Source organism: Pseudomonas sp. m6p, assembly GCF_055760375.1.
On record NZ_CM147084.1, the window covers coordinates 4,530,213 to 4,547,448 of the forward strand.

The window sequence follows — 17,236 nt, forward strand, 5'->3', positions numbered from 1 at the left end:
GCAATCCTGCGTTAACACTTTGGGCAATCATAGCAACGATAGCCGCGTCTTCACGTACTCTGATGTAAGCACGATATGCTACTGAATTTGGAATTGAAGGGCTTACGCATGGATGTAATTTCAGCACACCAATTTTGTAAAAGTCACCGCAAACAAATTGAAGCAAGTAATCGTTGTGGCTGTTTTTACTGCTTAAGTGTGTTTTTCCCCGTAGAAATCACAGAGTGGGTCGACTTGGATACCACCGCCTTGTGTCCGAAGTGTGGGATTGACTCAGTCATCGGTTCAGCATCCAACGTGCCGGTTAACCCAGAGTTTCTTTCGAAAATGAACGAGCACTGGTTCTAAACGCCCCCTCTTTTTGATGGCTTCCGTTTAGTCTGGCATCTACATGCAACTGGGTTTGCCTCAGAGGCATACGTTGCTGCTGATCGACTACGTTTTTACACACTCTGGGCCAAAAGCGGCCCTTCACTTTAAAGTCTGAAGCGCATGGAAGAAGCCTTTCTTTAACTGGCCTCCACAAATGTGAGAATGCCAGCTTGCGGCCCAGCCACAAGGTGTGCTCTTGCTGTTTAGTGGCAGTGGTAGTCGTTCGTTTTATGGTTGCGATGGCAACCTTTTGAATCAGTACCGCCACTGTGCGCGAAGACAGCAACGGACGTAATCGAAAGTAAAGCGGCGATCAAAATGGCGGACAGTTTCATCAGGGCTTGCTCCATGATCATGTTTTTTTATCCGTGAGATATCTCACGCTTCGCAGCGTATGGCTAATTGCCTTCATTGGGCAAGCGACTTCCTAACTGTCTTCCCAACATTAGATGAACGGCTGAGCGCCTACTTCTAGCTACCACTGGCTCTGGTTTAGGATGGCCCCACATCTCCCTAGGGGGGATATAAAATCCCCTACAAACGGGAAACTCGTCGCTTTCATGCAGCAGTGGCGAAAAAGGCACAACCTCCGAGAGTGCCTAGCGCGGCCATTCGCACGAGTAACACTCCGAAATAAACAAGGCTGCGATTGCGGCCTTGTATTTCTACGTGACGACACTGTCCTCTGAGCCAGCGATTGAGCGACTCAAACTGAATGTAGGCTTTGGGTCGATTGTGTTGAAAAAGTCGGTCCTTCCAGACTGCCCGCGCACTGACTGCTGAAAATGCCTTTTTTGCGCGCAGCTACGCGAAATCTGAGCACGGAATCCTCTGCTCAAAGTAAAGAATTCAATCTCAAGCGCGTACTTTTCTGCCGTGGAAACCATGGCCGACTTTTTCCACAGAATCGGTCGATGACTGCCCTTCGCGACGAGCAGAAAACGACTGTGGATTCAACCCGTCGATGCAATACTCTGCTGGCTCAATATTGAATGTTTTTTACATCGACTTGGTTGAAATGCACACATTAGCGCAAGGTTTATTTATTCAATTCGTTGAGGTGCTACAGTTTTACATCCCCGTAGAGAACTCAGGTGGGTGTTTGATTGCAGTTCGTATCGTGCGCAAGGCATCATCGTATTGACAAAGTAAATGCAAAGCCCAGTCGATACGTGTGCGGATGCGAACATCATTTTCGTCTGAGGGAATTTCGCTATTCAACATCGATTCAACATTTCTTATGATGAGTTGTTCAGGCAAATACATGATCCGGCTGTTTTTGTAGCTCGAAGCACGCAATTCAGTAATTGGATAGGCTCCCCCGAGCCCAGCCGAAACCCCCACCAGGAGCGCTGGCTTGTGTCCAAGTTCACCGAGTCCTGCGTACAAAAAGAAATTTTTCAGCGCCGGGCAAGCCATGCCATTCCACTCCGGACTGATCACGATCAGTGCGGTAGCTTTTTTAAGGATGGATTGCTGGACATTCCAGATTCCATCAATGTCTTCTTCTGGCCACAGCGGTAGCCGACTGGAAGCCAAGTTCAGCAGTTCGCCTGAATCACAAAGACCAAGTTGCTCTAATCGGTCGCGCAAATATTTGGCGACTTTGAGTGATTGGCTGTTTGATCTATTCGATCCAGACAGCAGAACGATATGACGGCTCATTGCGCCACCTTCTGTTTAGCGTTGCGTGCTTTCGGGGCGACACGGCGTGAACGCACGATGGGCCAGAACAACTCTTCTTTCCAACTGATCGGTGACAAGTGTTCGATACCGTATAAGGGCGGACGCCGGCGGGTAATTTTGGCCGTACCGAACAGGATGTCCCAGAAGAACAACAGGTTGCCGAAGTTGCCCTTGTAATGCGTGACACCATCCTCGGCAGTCAAGCCGTGATGGGCTGAATGAGTGGAGGGGGTGGAGATCGTTCGCTCCAGAACCCAGACAATAGGACGCAACACACGGATGCCATACAGTTTGTCATCCCACGCAACGCTGCTGTGCGCTGCGAAGATGACGATCATCTTTAGGATCAGATAAACATAGTAAATATGCGCAAGTCCTAGATAGATCAGTATGCCGGACAGCCAGATGCCGGGCATCAGCATGTAGTAGAAGCTGTTGTTTCGATAAACGATGCGGACACTCATGTAGGGCGCGGAGTGATGAGCGCGGTGCAGCGCATAAAGTGCCGGGACCCGATGTGTCAGTCGATGCCACCAGTATTGAGTCATGTCATCCAGTACTAGAAACAACACGAACCCTGCGATCCAAGGAATGCTGGCCAGGGCGCCTTTCATTTCCGGAACAGCCAGGCTCAGGATTTTTCCACTGAGCCACATGACACTGGGGAACGTGATTGCAACTAAAATCCCGGAGCCTATGACTTCGATCAGTACGTCACGCTTCCCGCTCGACGGGTGTCGGAGCGAAGAACACGCAAGTTCCAGCAAGATGAAGGCGAGGAATATCCCGGCCACTATTACGGAAGGATTGTTGGCGAGCATTATTGTATTCATGGCACTCTCGATTCAGGCCCCTGCGGGCAATGCCCTTTCATTAGAAGCCAACGAGTAAGCCATCCCTATGCGCGAAACGGACAAAATTGAGCGAGAACAGGTCAATCGTTCCCCCCTGCGCTTTCATCGCGGCAAATTGGGCCAGGTGCTGGAGCGTTTCCTGGATAGCCAGGCCTTGAGAGAAAACAGGGATTACAGCCTGATCGAGCTGGATCAGCTTTGGCGCGAGGCGGCGCGCATCGATCCGGCGATCGGGTTGAAACTGTTCACGCTATTCACGCCTCAGGACTGGCACGTCCTGGCCTATCTGTGCTTGTACAGCCCCGACGTTTTATCATCCATGAAGCTTTGGGCCCGGTACGCGCGGCTTGCGGCGGACACGGACACGGTGAGACTGCTCAATGATGAAAACGGCGTCGGCATCGAGCTGTGCGTCGATGCGCCCAGTGAGTTGGCGCGCTATGTCATTGAGCACTACGGTGCAATGTCCATCGCGCAGTTACGGCGGGGAACAGGGCAGCAGGTGCAGCCGGTCCTGGCAAGATTTACTCACTCTCGTCCGTCGTATTACAAGCAATACACCCAATGGTTTGGGGGCCGTGTCGAGTTTGACTGTCCGATTAACTGCTTCTATTTCGACGCTCGAAGCTTGAGCCTGCCGATGCAGACACATCATCACGGGATGCTTGAGTTATTGACCCAGGAACTGGATCGACGGATCGCCGCGCATCGGAATTTCAGCGGTTGGTCAGCCAAGGTTGCTGAAGGAGCGCGACGATCTCTAGCGAGAGGTGAAACTCCCAATCTGGACAATCTGGCGAAGGCGCTGCACCAGACGCCAAGGACCTTACGGAGACGACTGGAAGAGGAAGGTACAACCTTCAGACAATTGCTCGATCAGATTCGCGCAGAATTGGAACTGCATCTTGAATTGCAAGGAGAGTCATTAACGGAGATTGCAGCTCAACTAGGCTACAGCGATTTGACGGCGTATCTCCACGCCCGAAGTCGATGGCGTGACAGGAAGTAATGTGGCGGGCCCGAACTTTTCGGAACGACAGCGTTACCTCACAAATCACCTGGTTTGGCTCTGCCTGGACGCACACCGGTGTCAAACTCTTCCTTCACTCTGACTGACGATTCGGCATTTCCAAGGTCAGCCTCAATTAGCCCAATGCAACCCCAGCAATCACCGCCACAATCGACTGAAAGTGGATCGTCTTCGAGGCCCAGTTTTCGACCGCATATACCGCACACATCTGACATGCCTAGATCCTTCCTTAGTTAAAAATTTTCTTACGCCGAAAAAGTAAAAACCTGCGATTGAAATCCTGCATTTTCGCTCGGGCTCGGGCTTTACGTAGAAGCGTACTAAAACGCAGCTTTCATCGTTCAATTTCTCACCGATTCGAAAATCCGACTTTTTCAACAGAATCGGCCGATTTCAGCCCTTCACGACGGGCAGCTATCGGCAATGCGCAGCTTTTGTGAACTGGCGAGTGGTCGTTGCTGGCGGCACCCCACTCCTGGCGCCTGCTTTCAATGTTTAAGTGCTCGCCCACATCAATCGACAGGGGTGTTATCACCGACTGCGACAAGGTGAAAGTTGACCGTCCTGACCGGTTGCTTCTGTGACTGACCGGCGACGAGAAAACCTTCGAATACCTGAATGAAGTCGGCACCATCCAGCGCCTGCTGGACCGCGAGCACGCGCAGGGCGAGGCGGCGCAGGCGGTTGATGTCCATGCTGCCGGTGAACAGCTCGGCCAGGGTGGCGATGCCCTCCTGAGTCTGGGTCGTGCGTGGCGCCCCCAACCCCAGGCTTTTCAGGTTGCGTTGCAGCGCGCCGTTTTGTGCCGTGGCGACATGCAAGAAGGCCTCATGTTGCAACAGTTGGTTCTTGTCCGGTTCCGAGAACAGGGCACTGGCACGCAGGCGGATGCGACTGGCCCCGGCGATGGCCTTGGCGGCCAGGGTCGGATCGAGCACGACGGTGATCCGGGCGGGTCCGAAGAAGCGGTCGAGTTCCGGTTGCATCCAGGCGGCGAAGACCTCGGCCGGAATTTCCGCCGGGCTCGGTGGAATCCGGGTTCCGCCCAGAAGGGCATCGGTGGTCTTGAGGAAGAATTGGGCCGCGTCCAGCATGCTTAGTTTCAGGCGCGAGTAGTAGAAGTCCGGGTGCCGGTACAGCGCTGACGAATACTGAGTAAAGGCGGGTGTGCCGATGGCACCGAGCATATGCCCCGCCGTGGCATAGCTGCGCGCCGTCATGGCGAGGTGGCGCCCGGCCGGATGGTCCTCATCGCAGCGGCCGATAAAGGCTTCGAGGGCGGCGATGTCGGCGCTGTGGTCGCGCGGGCGCAGCTCGATCTTGGGCAGTTTCGCCTGCCCGGCGCGCCAGCGTGTCAGGAATACTTCCTCGACCCCATCCGGCCAGGACAAGGCATCCAACACGCGGATCTTGCGGGCCAGACCGGGTAGAGCGGCATCCAGTTCGGACAGGGGAGCGACGCTCACAGAAATCTCCTTGGGAGACAAGGTTCAATCGTAAAAGCGTAGTCGCTGGCGATGCATCGCGTGCTGATAGGCAAGTCTGAACTAAGCTTTTCTGTGTGCTTGCGGATGTATGGTCTTGGCCATCCGGGCAGGGCTGAACTCAGGATGGAGCAGTTGGAACACGTCAGACCCAAACAACGTGTGGAGCACTGATCATGTTGGGAATCCGCGGTTGGGTAACACATTTTACGGCTCATCCCTCTGCACGCTCAGTGCCGATCACTCACATCCTTGCGGTCCTAGCGTTCACACTTTTCGCTGGCGCGATTGATGCTGCAGCCGAGGCAAAGGCGCCCCCCGAGGCGCCGCTGCGTGAGCAACTCACCCTCCCGACCGAGAGCGCAATGAAGCCGTGGACCGGTGATCTCGACGGGATGATCGATCGACAGATCATTCGAGTCCTGACGGTTTACAGCAAGACGTTTTATTTTGTCGACAGAGGTGTCCAGCGCGGAACGACTTACGATTTTTTTCGTGTATTCGAGGAGGATCTGAACAAGAAGCTGGCCAAGGATAAAAAGCTCAAGCACAAGGCGCTGAAAGTGCGGGTGGTGCTCATTCCTGTGGCACGGGATGAACTGCTGCCGGCGCTGGCTGCCGGCAAAGGCGATATTGCGGCGTCCAACCTGACCGTGACCGAGGAACGCAAGCAACTGGTTGATTTTACTTCACCTGTCTATCGCAACGTCAGCGAGGTGGTGGTCTCCGGTCCCGACTCGCCCGCGGTGTCCAGCGTGGACGAATTGGCGGGGCAGGTGGTCTTCGTTCGCAAATCCTCCAGTTACTACGAGAGCCTGATGGCCCTCAACCAGCGTTTCGCCGGCGAGAACAAACCTGCGGTCATCCTCAAGGAAGCACCAGAGGCCCTGGAAGACGAGGATCTGATCGAGATGCTGAACGCCGGGATGATTCCTCTCATCGTCGTGGACAAGCATAAAGCGGACTTCTGGAAGAAGGTCTTCCCGGCTATCACGGTGCATGACGACGTCACGTTACGCACCGGAGGGGAGATTGCCTGGGCGATTCGCAAGGGCAGTCCGCAGTTGCAGGCCTTCACCAATGATTTCATCACTCGTCACGGTCAGGGGACCGCCATCGGAAACATGATCCTGACGCGTTTTTTTAGAAGCGAAAAATATGTAAAGGCCTCTGTCTCCGAGTCCGAACGCAAGAAATTTATCGCATTGGTTCAGTACTTTCAGCAGTACGGGGACAAATATGATGTGGACTGGTTGCTGATGGCCGCCCAGGGATACCAGGAATCTCAACTGAATCAGGCAGCCAAGAGCAAGGTGGGGGCCATCGGTGTCATGCAGGTCATGCCCGCCACCGGCAAGGAACTCGGCGTCGGCAACATTGCTGAAGTCGAGCCAAACATTAACGCCGGGATCAAGTACATGCGTTGGATGATCGACCAGTATTATGGCAAGGAGCCCATGACCAATCTGGACAAGGCCTTGTTCGCCTTCGCTTCTTACAATGCAGGGGCGGGCAGGATTTCCAAACTTCGCAAAGAAGCCACCCTCCGTGGGCTGGACCCGAACGTCTGGTTTCACAATGTTGAGTACGTTGCCGCCGAGAAGATCGGTGCGGAGACGGTTACCTACGTCAGTAATATCTACAAATACTACATTGCCTACCAATTGATCATGCAAGCCAATGCGGCGAAAGCCGAGGCTGCGCAGACGTTGAAAGACCAGAGCAAAGAGTTGCCTTGATTGACCAATGTGACCACAGGAGCGAAAAAATCTTTTCAACCTACACTGAATTGGGTTGAGAACGCCCTGGAAAAAAGCCCCGTGCTTTGGTCTGCGAACCTTACGAGGGCATCACGCTGACGCAGGTGTGGCGAGGATGAGCGGATGCAAAGCACTGGAGAGCCAAAGCGGGCCCGTGTACTTGATCCGGTCGATCGTGTCACGGAGGTCATTTTCGGCCTGCTCATGGCAATGACCTTCACTGGAACCATCAGCGTGGCCACGTCTGGCCGGGAGTCGGAACGCACGATGATGATCACCGCGCTGGGTTGCAACCTCGCCTGGGGATTCGCGGACGCCGTGATGTATTTACTGCGAACCCTGATCGAGCGTGTGCGCAACCGCACGCTACGCGCAAGTCTATGCGGCGCGACTGATGCAGTCACCGGAAAAGCGCTCATTGCTGAGGCATTACCCCCTCGTCTCGCGGCAGTGGTCGGCACGGATGATCTGGAATCGTTGCGTCGCCGTGTGCTCGAGTTTTCATCTATGCCCTTACCGCCGGCCTCGGCTGGGGATGATTTCAAGGGGGGCGTGGGTTTTTCCTGCTGGTGGCGCTCTCGACATTGCGCTTGTGGTGCCGTTTCTGGTGCTGGATCGGACGGCGCTCGCCGTACGCGTTTCTAACCTGGTCGGACTCGCAGTGCTGTTCATCGCCGGTTGGGTACTCGCGAAATACGCTGGCGCAAAACCGTGGCAAGGCGCAATTACGTTGGCAGTAACCGGTGCTGTTCTGATCACCGCGATCATCGCGCTCGGTGGATGAACAGATTGCAATCCTACGCTGTTGTTGGTGAGGTCTCGATCATGGCAAAAGACAAGAAAAAAGCCCCCAAGAGCCACTCTGCTGAAAGCCTGAAACTGAAGAACAAGGATTATCTTGAGCAACTGCGCAGCCTGCACGTCGAACTTGTCAAATTGCAGGAGTGGGTAAAAGCCAAGGGCATCAAGATCTGTATCGTCTTCGAAGGGCGCGATGGCGCTGGCAAGGGAGGGACGATAAAAGCGCTCACCGAACGCGTGAGCCCCCGTATCTTTCGGGTGGTGGCGCTGACGGCGCCGAGTGAACGAGAGAAAAGCCAGATGTATGTCCAGCGCTACCTGCCGTACCTTCCCGCGGCTGGCGAAGTGGTGATCTTCGATCGCAGTTGGTACAACCGGGCGGGCGTCGAGCGGGTGATGGGATTCTGCACCAAAGAGCAGGTTGCCCGTTTCATGACGACAACGCCGCTGGTGGAGCGTGCAATCGTCGACTCAGGCGTGATCCTGCTCAAGTACTGGCTGGAAGTCAGCGAAGACGAGCAGACCCGCCGGCTTCAGGCACGTATCAAGGACGGACGCAAAATCTGGAAACTGACCCCGATGGATCTCAAGTCATACAGCCGCTGGTATGACTATTCACGCGCGCGTGACGACATGTCCAAGGCCACTGACACCGAACATGCCCCATGGGTGGTGGCCAACTCGAACGACAAGCGCCGGGCGCGCCTTAACATCATCACCGATTTGCTCAGCCGCATCCCGTACAAGGATGTCGCACGCGAGGAGGTGATATTGCCCAAGCGGCAGAAGCCTGGTGGCTATCGCGACCCGGATTATCCGCACCGACGAGTTCCCGAAAAATTCTGACGGACACGTATAAGCGAATCTGCGCTGTACACCAACGGGCCACAGTCCTATGAGCCATTCGGATTCTTCGCCTCCCGCCCCGGAACCGGGCCGAGTTGCACGTCGCGATGCCGGCGACGAGACCGGCTGGGGCCGCTGGCTTCCTGGACTCCGCACGCTGCGCGGGTATCAGGTTGCCTGGTTGCGTCACGACATCATGGCCGGACTGGTGCTCACCACGATGTTGGTGCCCGTGGGCATAGCCTACGCCGTGGCATCGGGCGTACCCGGCATCTATGGCCTCTACGCGACCATCGTTCCGCTACTCGCATATGCATTGTTCGGGCCTAGCCGGATTCTGGTGCTGGGCCCGGACTCGTCATTGGCCGCCGTTATCCTTGCTGTCGTCCTTCCTCTGTCGGGCGGCGACCCGCATCGCGCCGTAGCCCTTGCGGGCATGATGGCGATCGTTTCAGGAACTGTGTGCATCCTGGCGGGCATCATGCGTTTGGGCTTCATTACGGAGTTGCTGTCTAAACCCATCCGTTACGGGTACATGAACGGCATCGCGCTGACCGTATTGATCAGCCAATTACCCAAGATTTTCGGTTTTTCGATAGAGTCCGACGGGCCGGGGAGAAACCTGTGGGCCATCGCCACCGCGGTAATGGAAGGAAAGACCAACTGGTCCGCGTTCATGATCGGCGCAGCCACCTTGGTCGTGATCCTTCTGCTCAAACCCCACAAACGGGTGCCGGGCATCTTGATCGCAGTGGTCGGTGCGACTGTCGCCGTCGGTGTGCTGGACCTTGGCGCCCGCGCCGGGGTGTCGGTGCTCGGTGTTCTTCCACAAGGTTTACCTGCCTTCGCCATCCCCTGGATCACCCGAGCTGATATTGTCCCCGTGCTCATCGGCGGTTGTGCCGTCGCCCTGGTGTCGTTCGCCGACACCAGTGTGCTTTCTCGTGTGTATGCAGCGCGGACCCGTACCTGCGTGGACCCGAACCAGGAGATGGCGGGGCTCGGTTTTGCCAATCTGGCGGCTGGATTTTTCCAGGGCTTTCCAATCAGTAGCAGTTCTTCACGTACCCCCGTGGCTGAAGCCGCAGGCGCCAAAACCCAGTTGACCGGCGTTGTCGGCGCGTTGGCAGTTGCCCTGCTGCTGATGGTGGCGCCGAACTTGTTGCAGAGTTTGCCCAACAGCGCATTGGCAGCGGTGGTGATCGCATCAGCCATTGGCTTGATTGAAGTCGCCGACCTGCGGCGAATTTATCGCATCCAGCGCTGGGAGTTCTGGCTGTCGATCATGTGCACCCTCGGCGTGGCTGTATTTGGCGCGATTGAGGGCATCGGCCTGGCCATCGTAATAGCCGTCATCGAATTTCTATGGGATGGCTGGCGACCGTATTCCGCAGTGCTGGGTCAAGCCAAGGGCGTCAAGGGCTACCACGACATCCAGCGCTATCCGGACGCGCACCTTATACCTGGCCTGGTGCTGTTTCGCTGGGATGCGCCGTTGTTCTTCGCCAACGCCGAACTGTTCAACGACCGAGTGCTCGACGCCGTGGCGGCATCACCTACGCCGGTACGCTGGCTGGTCGTTGCGGCGGAACCCGTCACCAGTGTGGACGTGACCTCGGCTGACATGCTGGCTGAACTGGACGACACCTTGCACGCGGCGGGCATCAAGTTGTGCGTGGCCGAGATGAAGGACCCGGTCAAGGACAAGCTGAAGCGATTCGGGCTTTTCGCACGGTTTGGCGAAACGGCGTTCTTTCCAACCATAGATGATGCAGTCAGCGGCTATCTCTTGATTCATCCAGTGGATTAGCCGGTTCGGCAGGACGAGGCTTACTGAGTAGTACAGGAGTCACTCAGCGACGGTCGTTCTCAGCGTTATCAAGATTGACCGGCTCGCCCGGTTGGACGCCGAGTTTGTCGCGAATATCCTCGAACATTGCGTCGTATTCTTTGTGCCCGCGCATGATGAGACTGGCATTGGCGGGTACTCCATGCTTGACCGCAGTCTTGGCTACTCGGCTGGCAAAGTTGAAGGCAGTGTCGCGGTGCATATCGAATTCTTCAGTAAAGCTGCGACCTGATACTTCTCCAACCATCTTGAAGTGCATCAGCATGCCTTCCTTTGGGTCGCGACGAACTTCATAGATGACATCAATGCTGTATTCCGGGACTCCCGCGATGCCAGAAGTGCTGGAACGATGAAGACGACCTGGGGTAAACATAGGATGCTCCTTTTTTTGGGGGGATAGCCCTATAAAAAAATTAGGTTAGGGCGTCTCATCAGCGAACTCCCTCGACACGCTCGCAGCGCTCAAGTCTTGCATCCGGGATGACTATCTTCTGTTCATTCGGGGTTGAATTTGTTGTCGGGGGATAATTCCCATTCCCGTGCGAGCTGGGCTGCCATCCATCGTTTGCTTGTTTTGCAAATTATCCTCTTCTTTTTGGTCGTGACAGGACGCACCACCGAGACAGATGGTAGCGGCAATCAAAAAAATAGGACTCAAATGCTTGATCATCGGAATCTCCACGCTTTGAAAGGTCAAGTGGCTTAGATTCTCTCCATGTAATCGCATTAGGTAAGAGCTTAGGTGAAAGCTAGGGGTTACCTATTGCTGCCCGATAGTCGGACCAAGCTGATTGTGTCTAGATTGCCTTAATGGCTGGCGAACTGCTTTTGGCCGACTTCTGCCTGTCGCGACTGGCCGAAGTCGACCCAGAGCGGTAGGTGAGCCAGTGGGCCAGCGGTCAGACGGTATGAATTATCTGCCGTCTCCGCACTCCACCGCCCGAGGAGCAGTTGTTTCTTAATAGCGGTGAACTCCGCTCCGAGGCAAAGCTAATGGCATCTATCGATGACTTCAGAATCGAGTCACATAAACTCTTAATGGAACTGGACGCTGCCACGATGGGAATGATGATGCTGGTCTCAGCCAGATGTGTTTCAGGCCCCGACTGGGACGCTGCTAGCAAGAGGCAGCACGATGCCTACGAAAGCTGGGACACGTTTATAAATTTCCCATCAGGGCCGGCCTCTGGCAATGCTACGTTTGTCAGCTGAATTGTTGCCGCCTCCTCATACTTACCTTCTTGTTCTGGAGATTTTTATTGCACCGGCGAGAAGCGTTTTTAAAGGAAGCCATCGAGGTCCATCGTGCTTACGAGCAGGCCACGGAAACTTTGCGTCGGCTATTGAGGGAGAACAAAGGATGTAGCCCTGAGTGGGATGAGGTCGTTGAGCATCAGCAGCAGCTCTTAGCGGCGTGGGCGGCACTTCCTGTCAAATACGGCGACTTCGATTCTGAGGACGATCCAGGTTGAGCGCTGTGTCGGCTCGCACCATTAAACTGGTCGTAGCCGCGGGTGGGAAATACATCGTGTTGTCCATAAAAAAGATGTCAGCGAACGAGAGACCGCTTTTGACCGAGGCTGTGTAAAAACGTTTTTGAGCGCGACAGGTACTCAAAACCGGACTGAAAATCGCGCTTCTACGCGAAACCCACATCTGCTGACGTGCCGATAAATTTCAGATTTAACGTAGACGCGCACACTTAAAATCTGGCGAAGCGTTTTTACACACTCTGGACCCAAAGCTGCCGGTGGCAAAAGGCAGAGCCACAACCCAAAGCGGACCTCCAGATGGCAGTTCCAACCATGTCCTCATGGGTCACATCTTTAATAGGCGTTCCCAGCTTCAATTTGACGAACATTGGAAACGTTTGGACGAGTAAAAAACATGCCGGTCATTAAGACCGGCATCTTTAGCTCATTTTGCGAAATCAAACAAACTCGTCGTCCTCCCCGCCACCGAAGAAGCCCTCGTCAGCATAGTAGTCATCTGCTGCGGGTTCCTCCTGTGCCACTGGTGGCTCTTCTACAGGTGCTTGGCTAGCAAGTTGATCAGCACCATCGTCTTGGAACATACCCATCAACATGTTACCAAGCACCATCCCTCCAGCAACACCGGCGGCCGTTTGCAAGGCGCCCGAAAGGAAGCCGCCACCTTGCGCCGGCGCTCCGCGTTGGACGAACCCTGGCTGCTGTCCTGCACCTGATTGTTGTCCGAAACGCCCGCTGGCAAGTGAGCTTTGTGCACCGGTATTGCCAGCCAGGGAACTGGCCGGCCGGTTCTCAACTGGGTGAGCCTGGCTACGACCGCCAAACAGGCCTGCCAAGAAACCGCCACTGTTCTGCTGTGAAGCATTCTGAGCACCCTTGAGAGCTTCAATCTCCGCTGCCTGTTCTTTAATGCGAGCGTCCAACTGCTCGATAGCATTTTCCTGCACGATGATGGCCTGCGCCATGAAATAGGGGGCTGCGGGCTGACGAGCAACGTGCTCCCTTATCAATGCGTCTGCCTGGGGCTCTCGCGGTGCGGATTGCCCCTCAACAGCATGCAGGCGGGCAAAAAGTCCATCAATCAGGTTCTTCTCTTCAGGTTGCATAATGTCTACTCAATGCCTTATGGCAGGTGCACGCATCATCAGAAGCGGCTTCAGCGATGTCAAAAAACAGCTATTTCAAGAGGTTTCAACACGCGATCAAGCGCTGGATAAATATTTCCAGTGACATTATTTTTTCAGAACATGACGGCCTCAAAAGAGTGCAGGAGCACTTCTGACCACAGGGGAAATGACTTCCCAGCCAAGCTACCGCCGCCCTCAAGAGTCTATTGAAGGCGGCGGTAGTTCAAAGCAAGTTCGAAACCACGCGGAGTCAGCGACTCACTGCTGGATGGTTTCGTCACTTATGACCGATTTCTGCCGGTCGTCATTCCCACGTGCGCTGGTCAAGTCGGCTGCAAATGACTGGTCAGTTGTGATGCAGATGGGGGGGCAAGTCCGTGCAACTCCAAAAGCCCAGCCGCCCGCTGGACTTTTTACTGCCCGCTCATCTGCTCAGTCGCACACTTTTCACCTGCCAAATTCAAACTATTACGGCCCAGAAAAGCTGGACCTCATTGGTGAGGTGGGTATGTCTACCGATTCGAGTTTTCAAAACCAAACACAAGGTTCTGTTCCATCCAAGCCTGAGCCAGGTTCAGATGAGCCGACGCTCGATCCAGACGATCTTGTAGATATTATTCACAGCTCGTCGGAAATTGGATGGAGAAGTCCGATCAAGCTTCCATCCACACCAGTCCTTATTGGAGGCAGGCAGGGTGTACACTTCACGGTACAACGTGGAAGTGTACACATGCAAAAAACTATGTTAATTATACAGTTATGCTATTATTCGAGTCTCCCTCGGGGCACCAAAATTAAGAAAGGTCTTGCTTAGCAAGGCCTTTTTTTTCGTCTGCTGGAAAGTGGGGCAATTATTTTTTCACACCCATGAGACGAGAAAGCTGCCGCGTAGAGGTTCAAGCCGACGATGTCGAAAGCTGGGAACGTCAAATAATGCGTAATGACAAAAGGCCTCCACCGAGGCCTTTTTCTTTGTTTCACCCAGCTATTTTTTCCTGCAAACCTCAACGTCGTTTTGGGTTTTCAGATCCGTGTCGATGCCGAGGCGATACCTGCAGTAATCAATGATCCACTTACGCTCCTGCTCCGTGAGTCGTTCGACTTGACGAATCTCCCCGTCATTGGCGTGGATATTGTAAAACTTCATCTGAAACGTCGGATGCTTCTTGATGAACAGGATCGTTTCGATGTCCCCATCCTCAAGCGCTTCGTAATACCCAACGTAAAGCACTGTCACCAGAACCAAAATAAACAGGGCAGTCAGTTTCTTCATGGTCGCTTATACCATTGAACGCTTGGGTTCAAAGCCTACTGGCGATTTCCTTCCAGATGTAGGCGTAGTTGTATTTCAGCCAACGAACCAGCACTTTATCGAACTGCCTACGAAACCAGTTGCGCTCTCTGGCTGCCAGCCTTTCTTCTATCGACTTTCTGAGCTTGTCGGGGTCGAACCCAGTCCAAATCGGAGGCACAGCTGCAACGAGATTGGTAAAGCACACCGGCGCAACCTCTGAATAGAGAATTTCGTAAAGGGTTTCAGGGGTGACGCCTCTTACCTGATTCGCCACATAGTCATATTCGACGGGAAAATCGTTGAATGGCTCAGAAAGAGCAGCTCTCACTATTGTCAGTTGTGGCTCAGTTAGAAAATGCTCCAACGGAGAAACTCCTCCAGTTGCGTTGCGCTGGCGCGGCCCGAATAAAGTGATTAGCCAAACCAGGACCTCAGATATCCGGGTCAGGCGCACGCTGGGCTTGAACACCTCCCCCAAACAAACGCTCAGCTATCTGACGACCTCGTTCCCGGCCCTCCTCCGTCAACCAGATCGATTTGTTCCTGTTTACCGGATTACTGATGAGACCCTGCTCATGCAATCGGTTCATGACTTCAAAATCGAAGCCTTTCCATGCATTGCCGTCGTCGGAACTGAACGCGGCCAACAGGGCAAGCACAGCCTCTTCAATCAACTTCTCATCGTATTCCATGATCGTCGCTCCGCTCATGTGCCTGAATTAACGTTGAGTTTGTCTGGCACCTCATACTCGCTGCCCATCCTGAGAAACTCGTTCTGTTGCTTAGGTCATTGAATGTCTCGGCGCTGTCCGTGCAACCTGTTTTGCCTAAGGACTGCACCTGATGCGTCCGCTCAGTATAATCACGCCCGCCCGCACGCGGTCTGCCGCCCGTTGCGGCTTTCGTTGGTCGTACCGAACTTCAAGACTCATGCTCAAGGACCTCCAAGCCCCCCCATGGAAACGTCACTGGAAACCGTCGCCCTGTTCTCCCTCAAACTCGCTTACGAGGAGGAAGGCCTGAGCCCGATTCTGCGGGATGACATGGTCATGGGCGACTACCAGAAAGACGTGTTCGAACTGCTGGTGCGTCGCGGGGATATCGAGACCATCCAGTTCAAGATGAACGAGTGTCTGGGATTGGCAATGGACGCCTTAGGCGGGGTCGAGAAACCGTTGGGGCGGGAGCTGCACAAGCTGTCAGCCGATTTCCGTCAGGCGCAGTCGCTGGAGCAGCTTGACCAGCCGCTCCTCGCGCTCAAGGGTTATTTGAAGGACATTCTGTAATCAGACGCGCAATCTGTAGAAACTGCCCTGCGGATTAGTGCCGCACTTTTACTACTCGAATGTCGACGGGAAACCCACCTGGCCCTTCCAGCTTCTTCCATCCCACGTATTGAAAAATCGCGTCCTGATCGATGGTCTCGCCCCTCTCCACCATCTCTCCGCCAAGCACCGCGACCTCTTTATAGACGGCGCAGTTGCCCTCATCGGGATGGGCGGTGTAGATCACATAGGGTTTGACGTATCTCACGGCGCGGAAATGTCGGCCGCAGCCCCAATCGACCGTGATCATCAACGTCTTCAGATACGCTTCGCCATCCGTTTCCGAATCCTCGGCGAGCTCCTTGAGCTTGCCAATTCCGCCGACGTCGCTAAAGCCTAGATCGAGGGCGCGCTTGTATTCCGGGGACTTCTCGTGCTCGGCCTGAGCCTTGAAGTATTGCTGTTGAAGCTCCGCGACCAGTACCTCCTCTTCCTTGTTCCGGATCACGAACGCTTGAGCAATGACGTTTTCACAACGGGCATATTCGGGAGAGGTAAGGCTTTCCTGGGAGAGGTGATCGCGATGGACATAAACAGTGCGATTCAAACTGTCGACGCGCTCCATCGCTTGCCTGGTAGTCATGACCCCTTTTTGAACGTTGTTCACTACTTGCTGAAAACGCTCGCAATCGGCGAGGTACTCCTTCCAGGCGACCTCTGGGGTTTCATCCCAGTCGGCAAGCGCCGGGGTCATTACGATGGCGAGAAGGAACGCGCCGAGCAGGCGCGGTGTAAAAGAAACATTCGGCATGCGTAGTCCGTTACGTGTTTGAAGAAAGTGGCGCGAAGCTACTATTTTGCTATCTTGCCGTCCACTGTCGGCAAGCTGCCGAGCGTTTGTACCGCGACTGGCTTCGAAGGATGGATACGATGGATGTAGCGTTTTTCTTTATCGCCTGGATAGGCATGTGGGTCTGGGTCGTCAGGCAGCGTGGTGCGTGGAATCTGCTGCTCGCCAATGTGTTGGGCGCGGCCAGCGGCATGATTGTCGGCCTGGTGGTTTCGCAGCTTTGCGTCGGTCTGTTCGGCTCCAGCCGGCCACCGGTCCCGGGGGTCATGGGATCGATTCTGGAAATGCTCGCAACCGCTGCGGCGCTGAGTGGCGTATGGATGCTGGTGGCCCGTCGCTCGCAGGTCGAACACCCTGTCGCGCGTCAGCTGCTGGCCGGCCTTTGCGGCGTTGTGGCCGGCATCACGGCGATCATGTTTTTTGTTCAGATCAATCCGCCCAATCTCGGCATGTGAATGTCTTCGTGGCGTCAGACCTCTATTTTGATATCTTGCCGTCCATCTTCAGCACTCACCGCCAGTGAGTGCT

17 protein-coding genes and 2 pseudogenes are annotated in these 17,236 nt (G+C 54.7%); 8 read left to right on the top strand and 11 right to left on the bottom strand.

From position 1 onward, the window contains the following. Positions 1 to 575: 575 nt before the first annotated feature. The 3 genes from ACYZUM_RS20520 to ACYZUM_RS20530 form a co-directional block, all read right to left on the bottom strand. The gene (locus ACYZUM_RS20520; RefSeq protein WP_448672657.1) at positions 576 to 728 is read right to left on the bottom strand and encodes a YHYH domain-containing protein; all 153 of its coding nucleotides are present in this window, start codon (positions 726 to 728) and stop codon (positions 576 to 578) included. 715 nt (positions 729 to 1,443) lie between these two features. Next, the gene (locus tag ACYZUM_RS20525) at positions 1,444 to 2,037 is read right to left on the bottom strand and encodes an NADPH-dependent FMN reductase (RefSeq protein WP_142580006.1); all 594 of its coding nucleotides are present in this window, start codon (positions 2,035 to 2,037) and stop codon (positions 1,444 to 1,446) included. Further along, positions 2,034 to 2,891, bottom strand: coding sequence for a sterol desaturase family protein (locus tag ACYZUM_RS20530; RefSeq protein ID WP_142580007.1), 858 nt, complete (start codon positions 2,889 to 2,891; stop codon positions 2,034 to 2,036). Before ACYZUM_RS20530 ends, ACYZUM_RS20525 begins: the two co-directional genes overlap by 4 nt. Positions 2,892 to 2,958: 67 nt before the next feature. On the opposite strand from ACYZUM_RS20530, the gene ACYZUM_RS20535 reads away from it, so the two are divergent. After that, entirely contained in the window at positions 2,959 to 3,921 is a 963-nt protein-coding gene (locus ACYZUM_RS20535) for an AraC family transcriptional regulator ligand-binding domain-containing protein (RefSeq protein ID WP_142580008.1), read from the top strand. Positions 3,922 to 4,502: 581 nt separating this feature from the next. On the opposite strand, the pseudogene ACYZUM_RS20540 reads toward ACYZUM_RS20535, so the two are convergent. Then, a pseudogene (locus ACYZUM_RS20540) lies at positions 4,503 to 5,408 on the bottom strand (tyrosine/phenylalanine carboxypeptidase domain-containing protein); the annotation flags it as partial. A 194-nt stretch (positions 5,409 to 5,602) separates the two neighbouring features. Here ACYZUM_RS20540 and ACYZUM_RS20545 point away from each other — a divergent pair. The 4 genes and pseudogenes from ACYZUM_RS20545 (at position 5,603) to ACYZUM_RS20560 (ending at position 10,643) form a co-directional block, all read left to right on the top strand. Then, positions 5,603 to 7,165, top strand: coding sequence for an MltF family protein (locus tag ACYZUM_RS20545; RefSeq protein ID WP_142580010.1), 1,563 nt, complete (start codon positions 5,603 to 5,605; stop codon positions 7,163 to 7,165). A gap of 144 nt (positions 7,166 to 7,309) precedes the next feature. Beyond that, positions 7,310 to 7,970 (top strand): annotated as a pseudogene (locus ACYZUM_RS20550) (hypothetical protein). Positions 7,971 to 8,011: 41 nt separating this feature from the next. Beyond that, entirely contained in the window at positions 8,012 to 8,833 is an 822-nt protein-coding gene (gene ppk2 / locus ACYZUM_RS20555) for a polyphosphate kinase 2 (RefSeq protein WP_142580016.1), read from the top strand. 49 nt (positions 8,834 to 8,882) lie between these two features. Continuing rightward, a complete protein-coding gene (locus ACYZUM_RS20560) occupies positions 8,883 to 10,643 on the top strand; it encodes a SulP family inorganic anion transporter (protein ID WP_142580011.1) in 1,761 nt (586 codons plus the stop codon). 43 nt (positions 10,644 to 10,686) lie between these two features. Here ACYZUM_RS20560 and ACYZUM_RS20565 read toward each other — a convergent pair whose 3' ends face one another. The 3 genes from ACYZUM_RS20565 to ACYZUM_RS20575 form a co-directional block, all read right to left on the bottom strand. Beyond that, a complete protein-coding gene (locus tag ACYZUM_RS20565; protein WP_142580012.1) occupies positions 10,687 to 11,055 on the bottom strand; it encodes a DUF5064 family protein in 369 nt (122 codons plus the stop codon). 111 nt (positions 11,056 to 11,166) lie between these two features. Then, positions 11,167 to 11,352: a hypothetical protein gene (locus ACYZUM_RS20570; RefSeq protein ID WP_142580013.1), complete on the bottom strand. Its 186-nt coding sequence runs from the start codon at positions 11,350 to 11,352 to the stop codon at positions 11,167 to 11,169. A gap of 1,260 nt (positions 11,353 to 12,612) precedes the next feature. Further along, positions 12,613 to 13,278 (bottom strand): DUF2076 domain-containing protein, encoded by a 666-nt coding sequence (locus ACYZUM_RS20575; protein WP_142580015.1) that lies wholly within the window; start codon positions 13,276 to 13,278, stop codon positions 12,613 to 12,615. 304 nt (positions 13,279 to 13,582) lie between these two features. Here ACYZUM_RS20575 and ACYZUM_RS20580 point away from each other — a divergent pair, with 304 nt between their 5' ends. Then, positions 13,583 to 14,113 (top strand): hypothetical protein, encoded by a 531-nt coding sequence (locus ACYZUM_RS20580; RefSeq protein WP_473061143.1) that lies wholly within the window; start codon positions 13,583 to 13,585, stop codon positions 14,111 to 14,113. A 171-nt stretch (positions 14,114 to 14,284) separates the two neighbouring features. On the opposite strand, the gene ACYZUM_RS20585 is transcribed toward ACYZUM_RS20580, so the two are convergent. The 3 genes from ACYZUM_RS20585 to ACYZUM_RS20595 form a co-directional block, all read right to left on the bottom strand. Next, positions 14,285 to 14,572: a hypothetical protein gene (locus ACYZUM_RS20585; RefSeq protein ID WP_222018450.1), complete on the bottom strand. Its 288-nt coding sequence runs from the start codon at positions 14,570 to 14,572 to the stop codon at positions 14,285 to 14,287. Between the two features lie 28 nt (positions 14,573 to 14,600). Then, a complete protein-coding gene (locus ACYZUM_RS20590) occupies positions 14,601 to 14,957 on the bottom strand; it encodes a DUF7079 family protein (protein ID WP_108183719.1) in 357 nt (118 codons plus the stop codon). 67 nt (positions 14,958 to 15,024) lie between these two features. Next, positions 15,025 to 15,285, bottom strand: coding sequence for a DUF6429 family protein (locus tag ACYZUM_RS20595; protein ID WP_222018449.1), 261 nt, complete (start codon positions 15,283 to 15,285; stop codon positions 15,025 to 15,027). Positions 15,286 to 15,549: 264 nt separating this feature from the next. Between ACYZUM_RS20595 and ACYZUM_RS20600 the strand changes: the two genes are divergently transcribed. Then, positions 15,550 to 15,879: a hypothetical protein gene (locus ACYZUM_RS20600; RefSeq protein WP_473061144.1), complete on the top strand. Its 330-nt coding sequence runs from the start codon at positions 15,550 to 15,552 to the stop codon at positions 15,877 to 15,879. A gap of 34 nt (positions 15,880 to 15,913) precedes the next feature. Here the strand turns inward: ACYZUM_RS20600 and ACYZUM_RS20605 are convergent, their stop codons facing one another. Beyond that, a complete protein-coding gene (locus ACYZUM_RS20605) occupies positions 15,914 to 16,669 on the bottom strand; it encodes a hypothetical protein (RefSeq protein WP_473061145.1) in 756 nt (251 codons plus the stop codon). 119 nt (positions 16,670 to 16,788) lie between these two features. Between ACYZUM_RS20605 and ACYZUM_RS20610 the strand changes: the two genes are divergently transcribed. Beyond that, a complete protein-coding gene (locus ACYZUM_RS20610; RefSeq protein ID WP_473061146.1) occupies positions 16,789 to 17,163 on the top strand; it encodes a hypothetical protein in 375 nt (124 codons plus the stop codon). The last annotated feature ends 73 nt before the right edge of the window (positions 17,164 to 17,236 follow it).

Bases quoted from the DNA above. Each gene is read 5' to 3' on its own strand.
- ACYZUM_RS20520 (WP_448672657.1), bottom strand. From the start codon at position 728: ATGATCATGGAGCAAGCCCTGATGAAACTGTCCGCCATTTTGATCGCC.
- ACYZUM_RS20525 (WP_142580006.1), bottom strand. From the start codon at position 2,037: ATGAGCCGTCATATCGTTCTGCTGTCTGGATCGAATAGATCAAACAGC.
- ACYZUM_RS20530 (WP_142580007.1), bottom strand. From the start codon at position 2,891: ATGAATACAATAATGCTCGCCAACAATCCTTCCGTAATAGTGGCCGGG.
- ACYZUM_RS20535 (WP_142580008.1), top strand. From the start codon at position 2,959: ATGCGCGAAACGGACAAAATTGAGCGAGAACAGGTCAATCGTTCCCCC.
- ACYZUM_RS20545 (WP_142580010.1), top strand. From the start codon at position 5,603: ATGTTGGGAATCCGCGGTTGGGTAACACATTTTACGGCTCATCCCTCT.
- ppk2 (WP_142580016.1), top strand. From the start codon at position 8,012: ATGGCAAAAGACAAGAAAAAAGCCCCCAAGAGCCACTCTGCTGAAAGC.
- ACYZUM_RS20560 (WP_142580011.1), top strand. From the start codon at position 8,883: ATGAGCCATTCGGATTCTTCGCCTCCCGCCCCGGAACCGGGCCGAGTT.
- ACYZUM_RS20565 (WP_142580012.1), bottom strand. From the start codon at position 11,055: ATGTTTACCCCAGGTCGTCTTCATCGTTCCAGCACTTCTGGCATCGCG.
- ACYZUM_RS20570 (WP_142580013.1), bottom strand. From the start codon at position 11,352: ATGATCAAGCATTTGAGTCCTATTTTTTTGATTGCCGCTACCATCTGT.
- ACYZUM_RS20575 (WP_142580015.1), bottom strand. From the start codon at position 13,278: ATGCAACCTGAAGAGAAGAACCTGATTGATGGACTTTTTGCCCGCCTG.
- ACYZUM_RS20580 (WP_473061143.1), top strand. From the start codon at position 13,583: ATGACCGATTTCTGCCGGTCGTCATTCCCACGTGCGCTGGTCAAGTCG.
- ACYZUM_RS20585 (WP_222018450.1), bottom strand. From the start codon at position 14,572: ATGAAGAAACTGACTGCCCTGTTTATTTTGGTTCTGGTGACAGTGCTT.
- ACYZUM_RS20595 (WP_222018449.1), bottom strand. From the start codon at position 15,285: ATGGAATACGATGAGAAGTTGATTGAAGAGGCTGTGCTTGCCCTGTTG.
- ACYZUM_RS20600 (WP_473061144.1), top strand. From the start codon at position 15,550: ATGGAAACGTCACTGGAAACCGTCGCCCTGTTCTCCCTCAAACTCGCT.
- ACYZUM_RS20605 (WP_473061145.1), bottom strand. From the start codon at position 16,669: ATGCCGAATGTTTCTTTTACACCGCGCCTGCTCGGCGCGTTCCTTCTC.
- ACYZUM_RS20610 (WP_473061146.1), top strand. From the start codon at position 16,789: ATGGATGTAGCGTTTTTCTTTATCGCCTGGATAGGCATGTGGGTCTGG.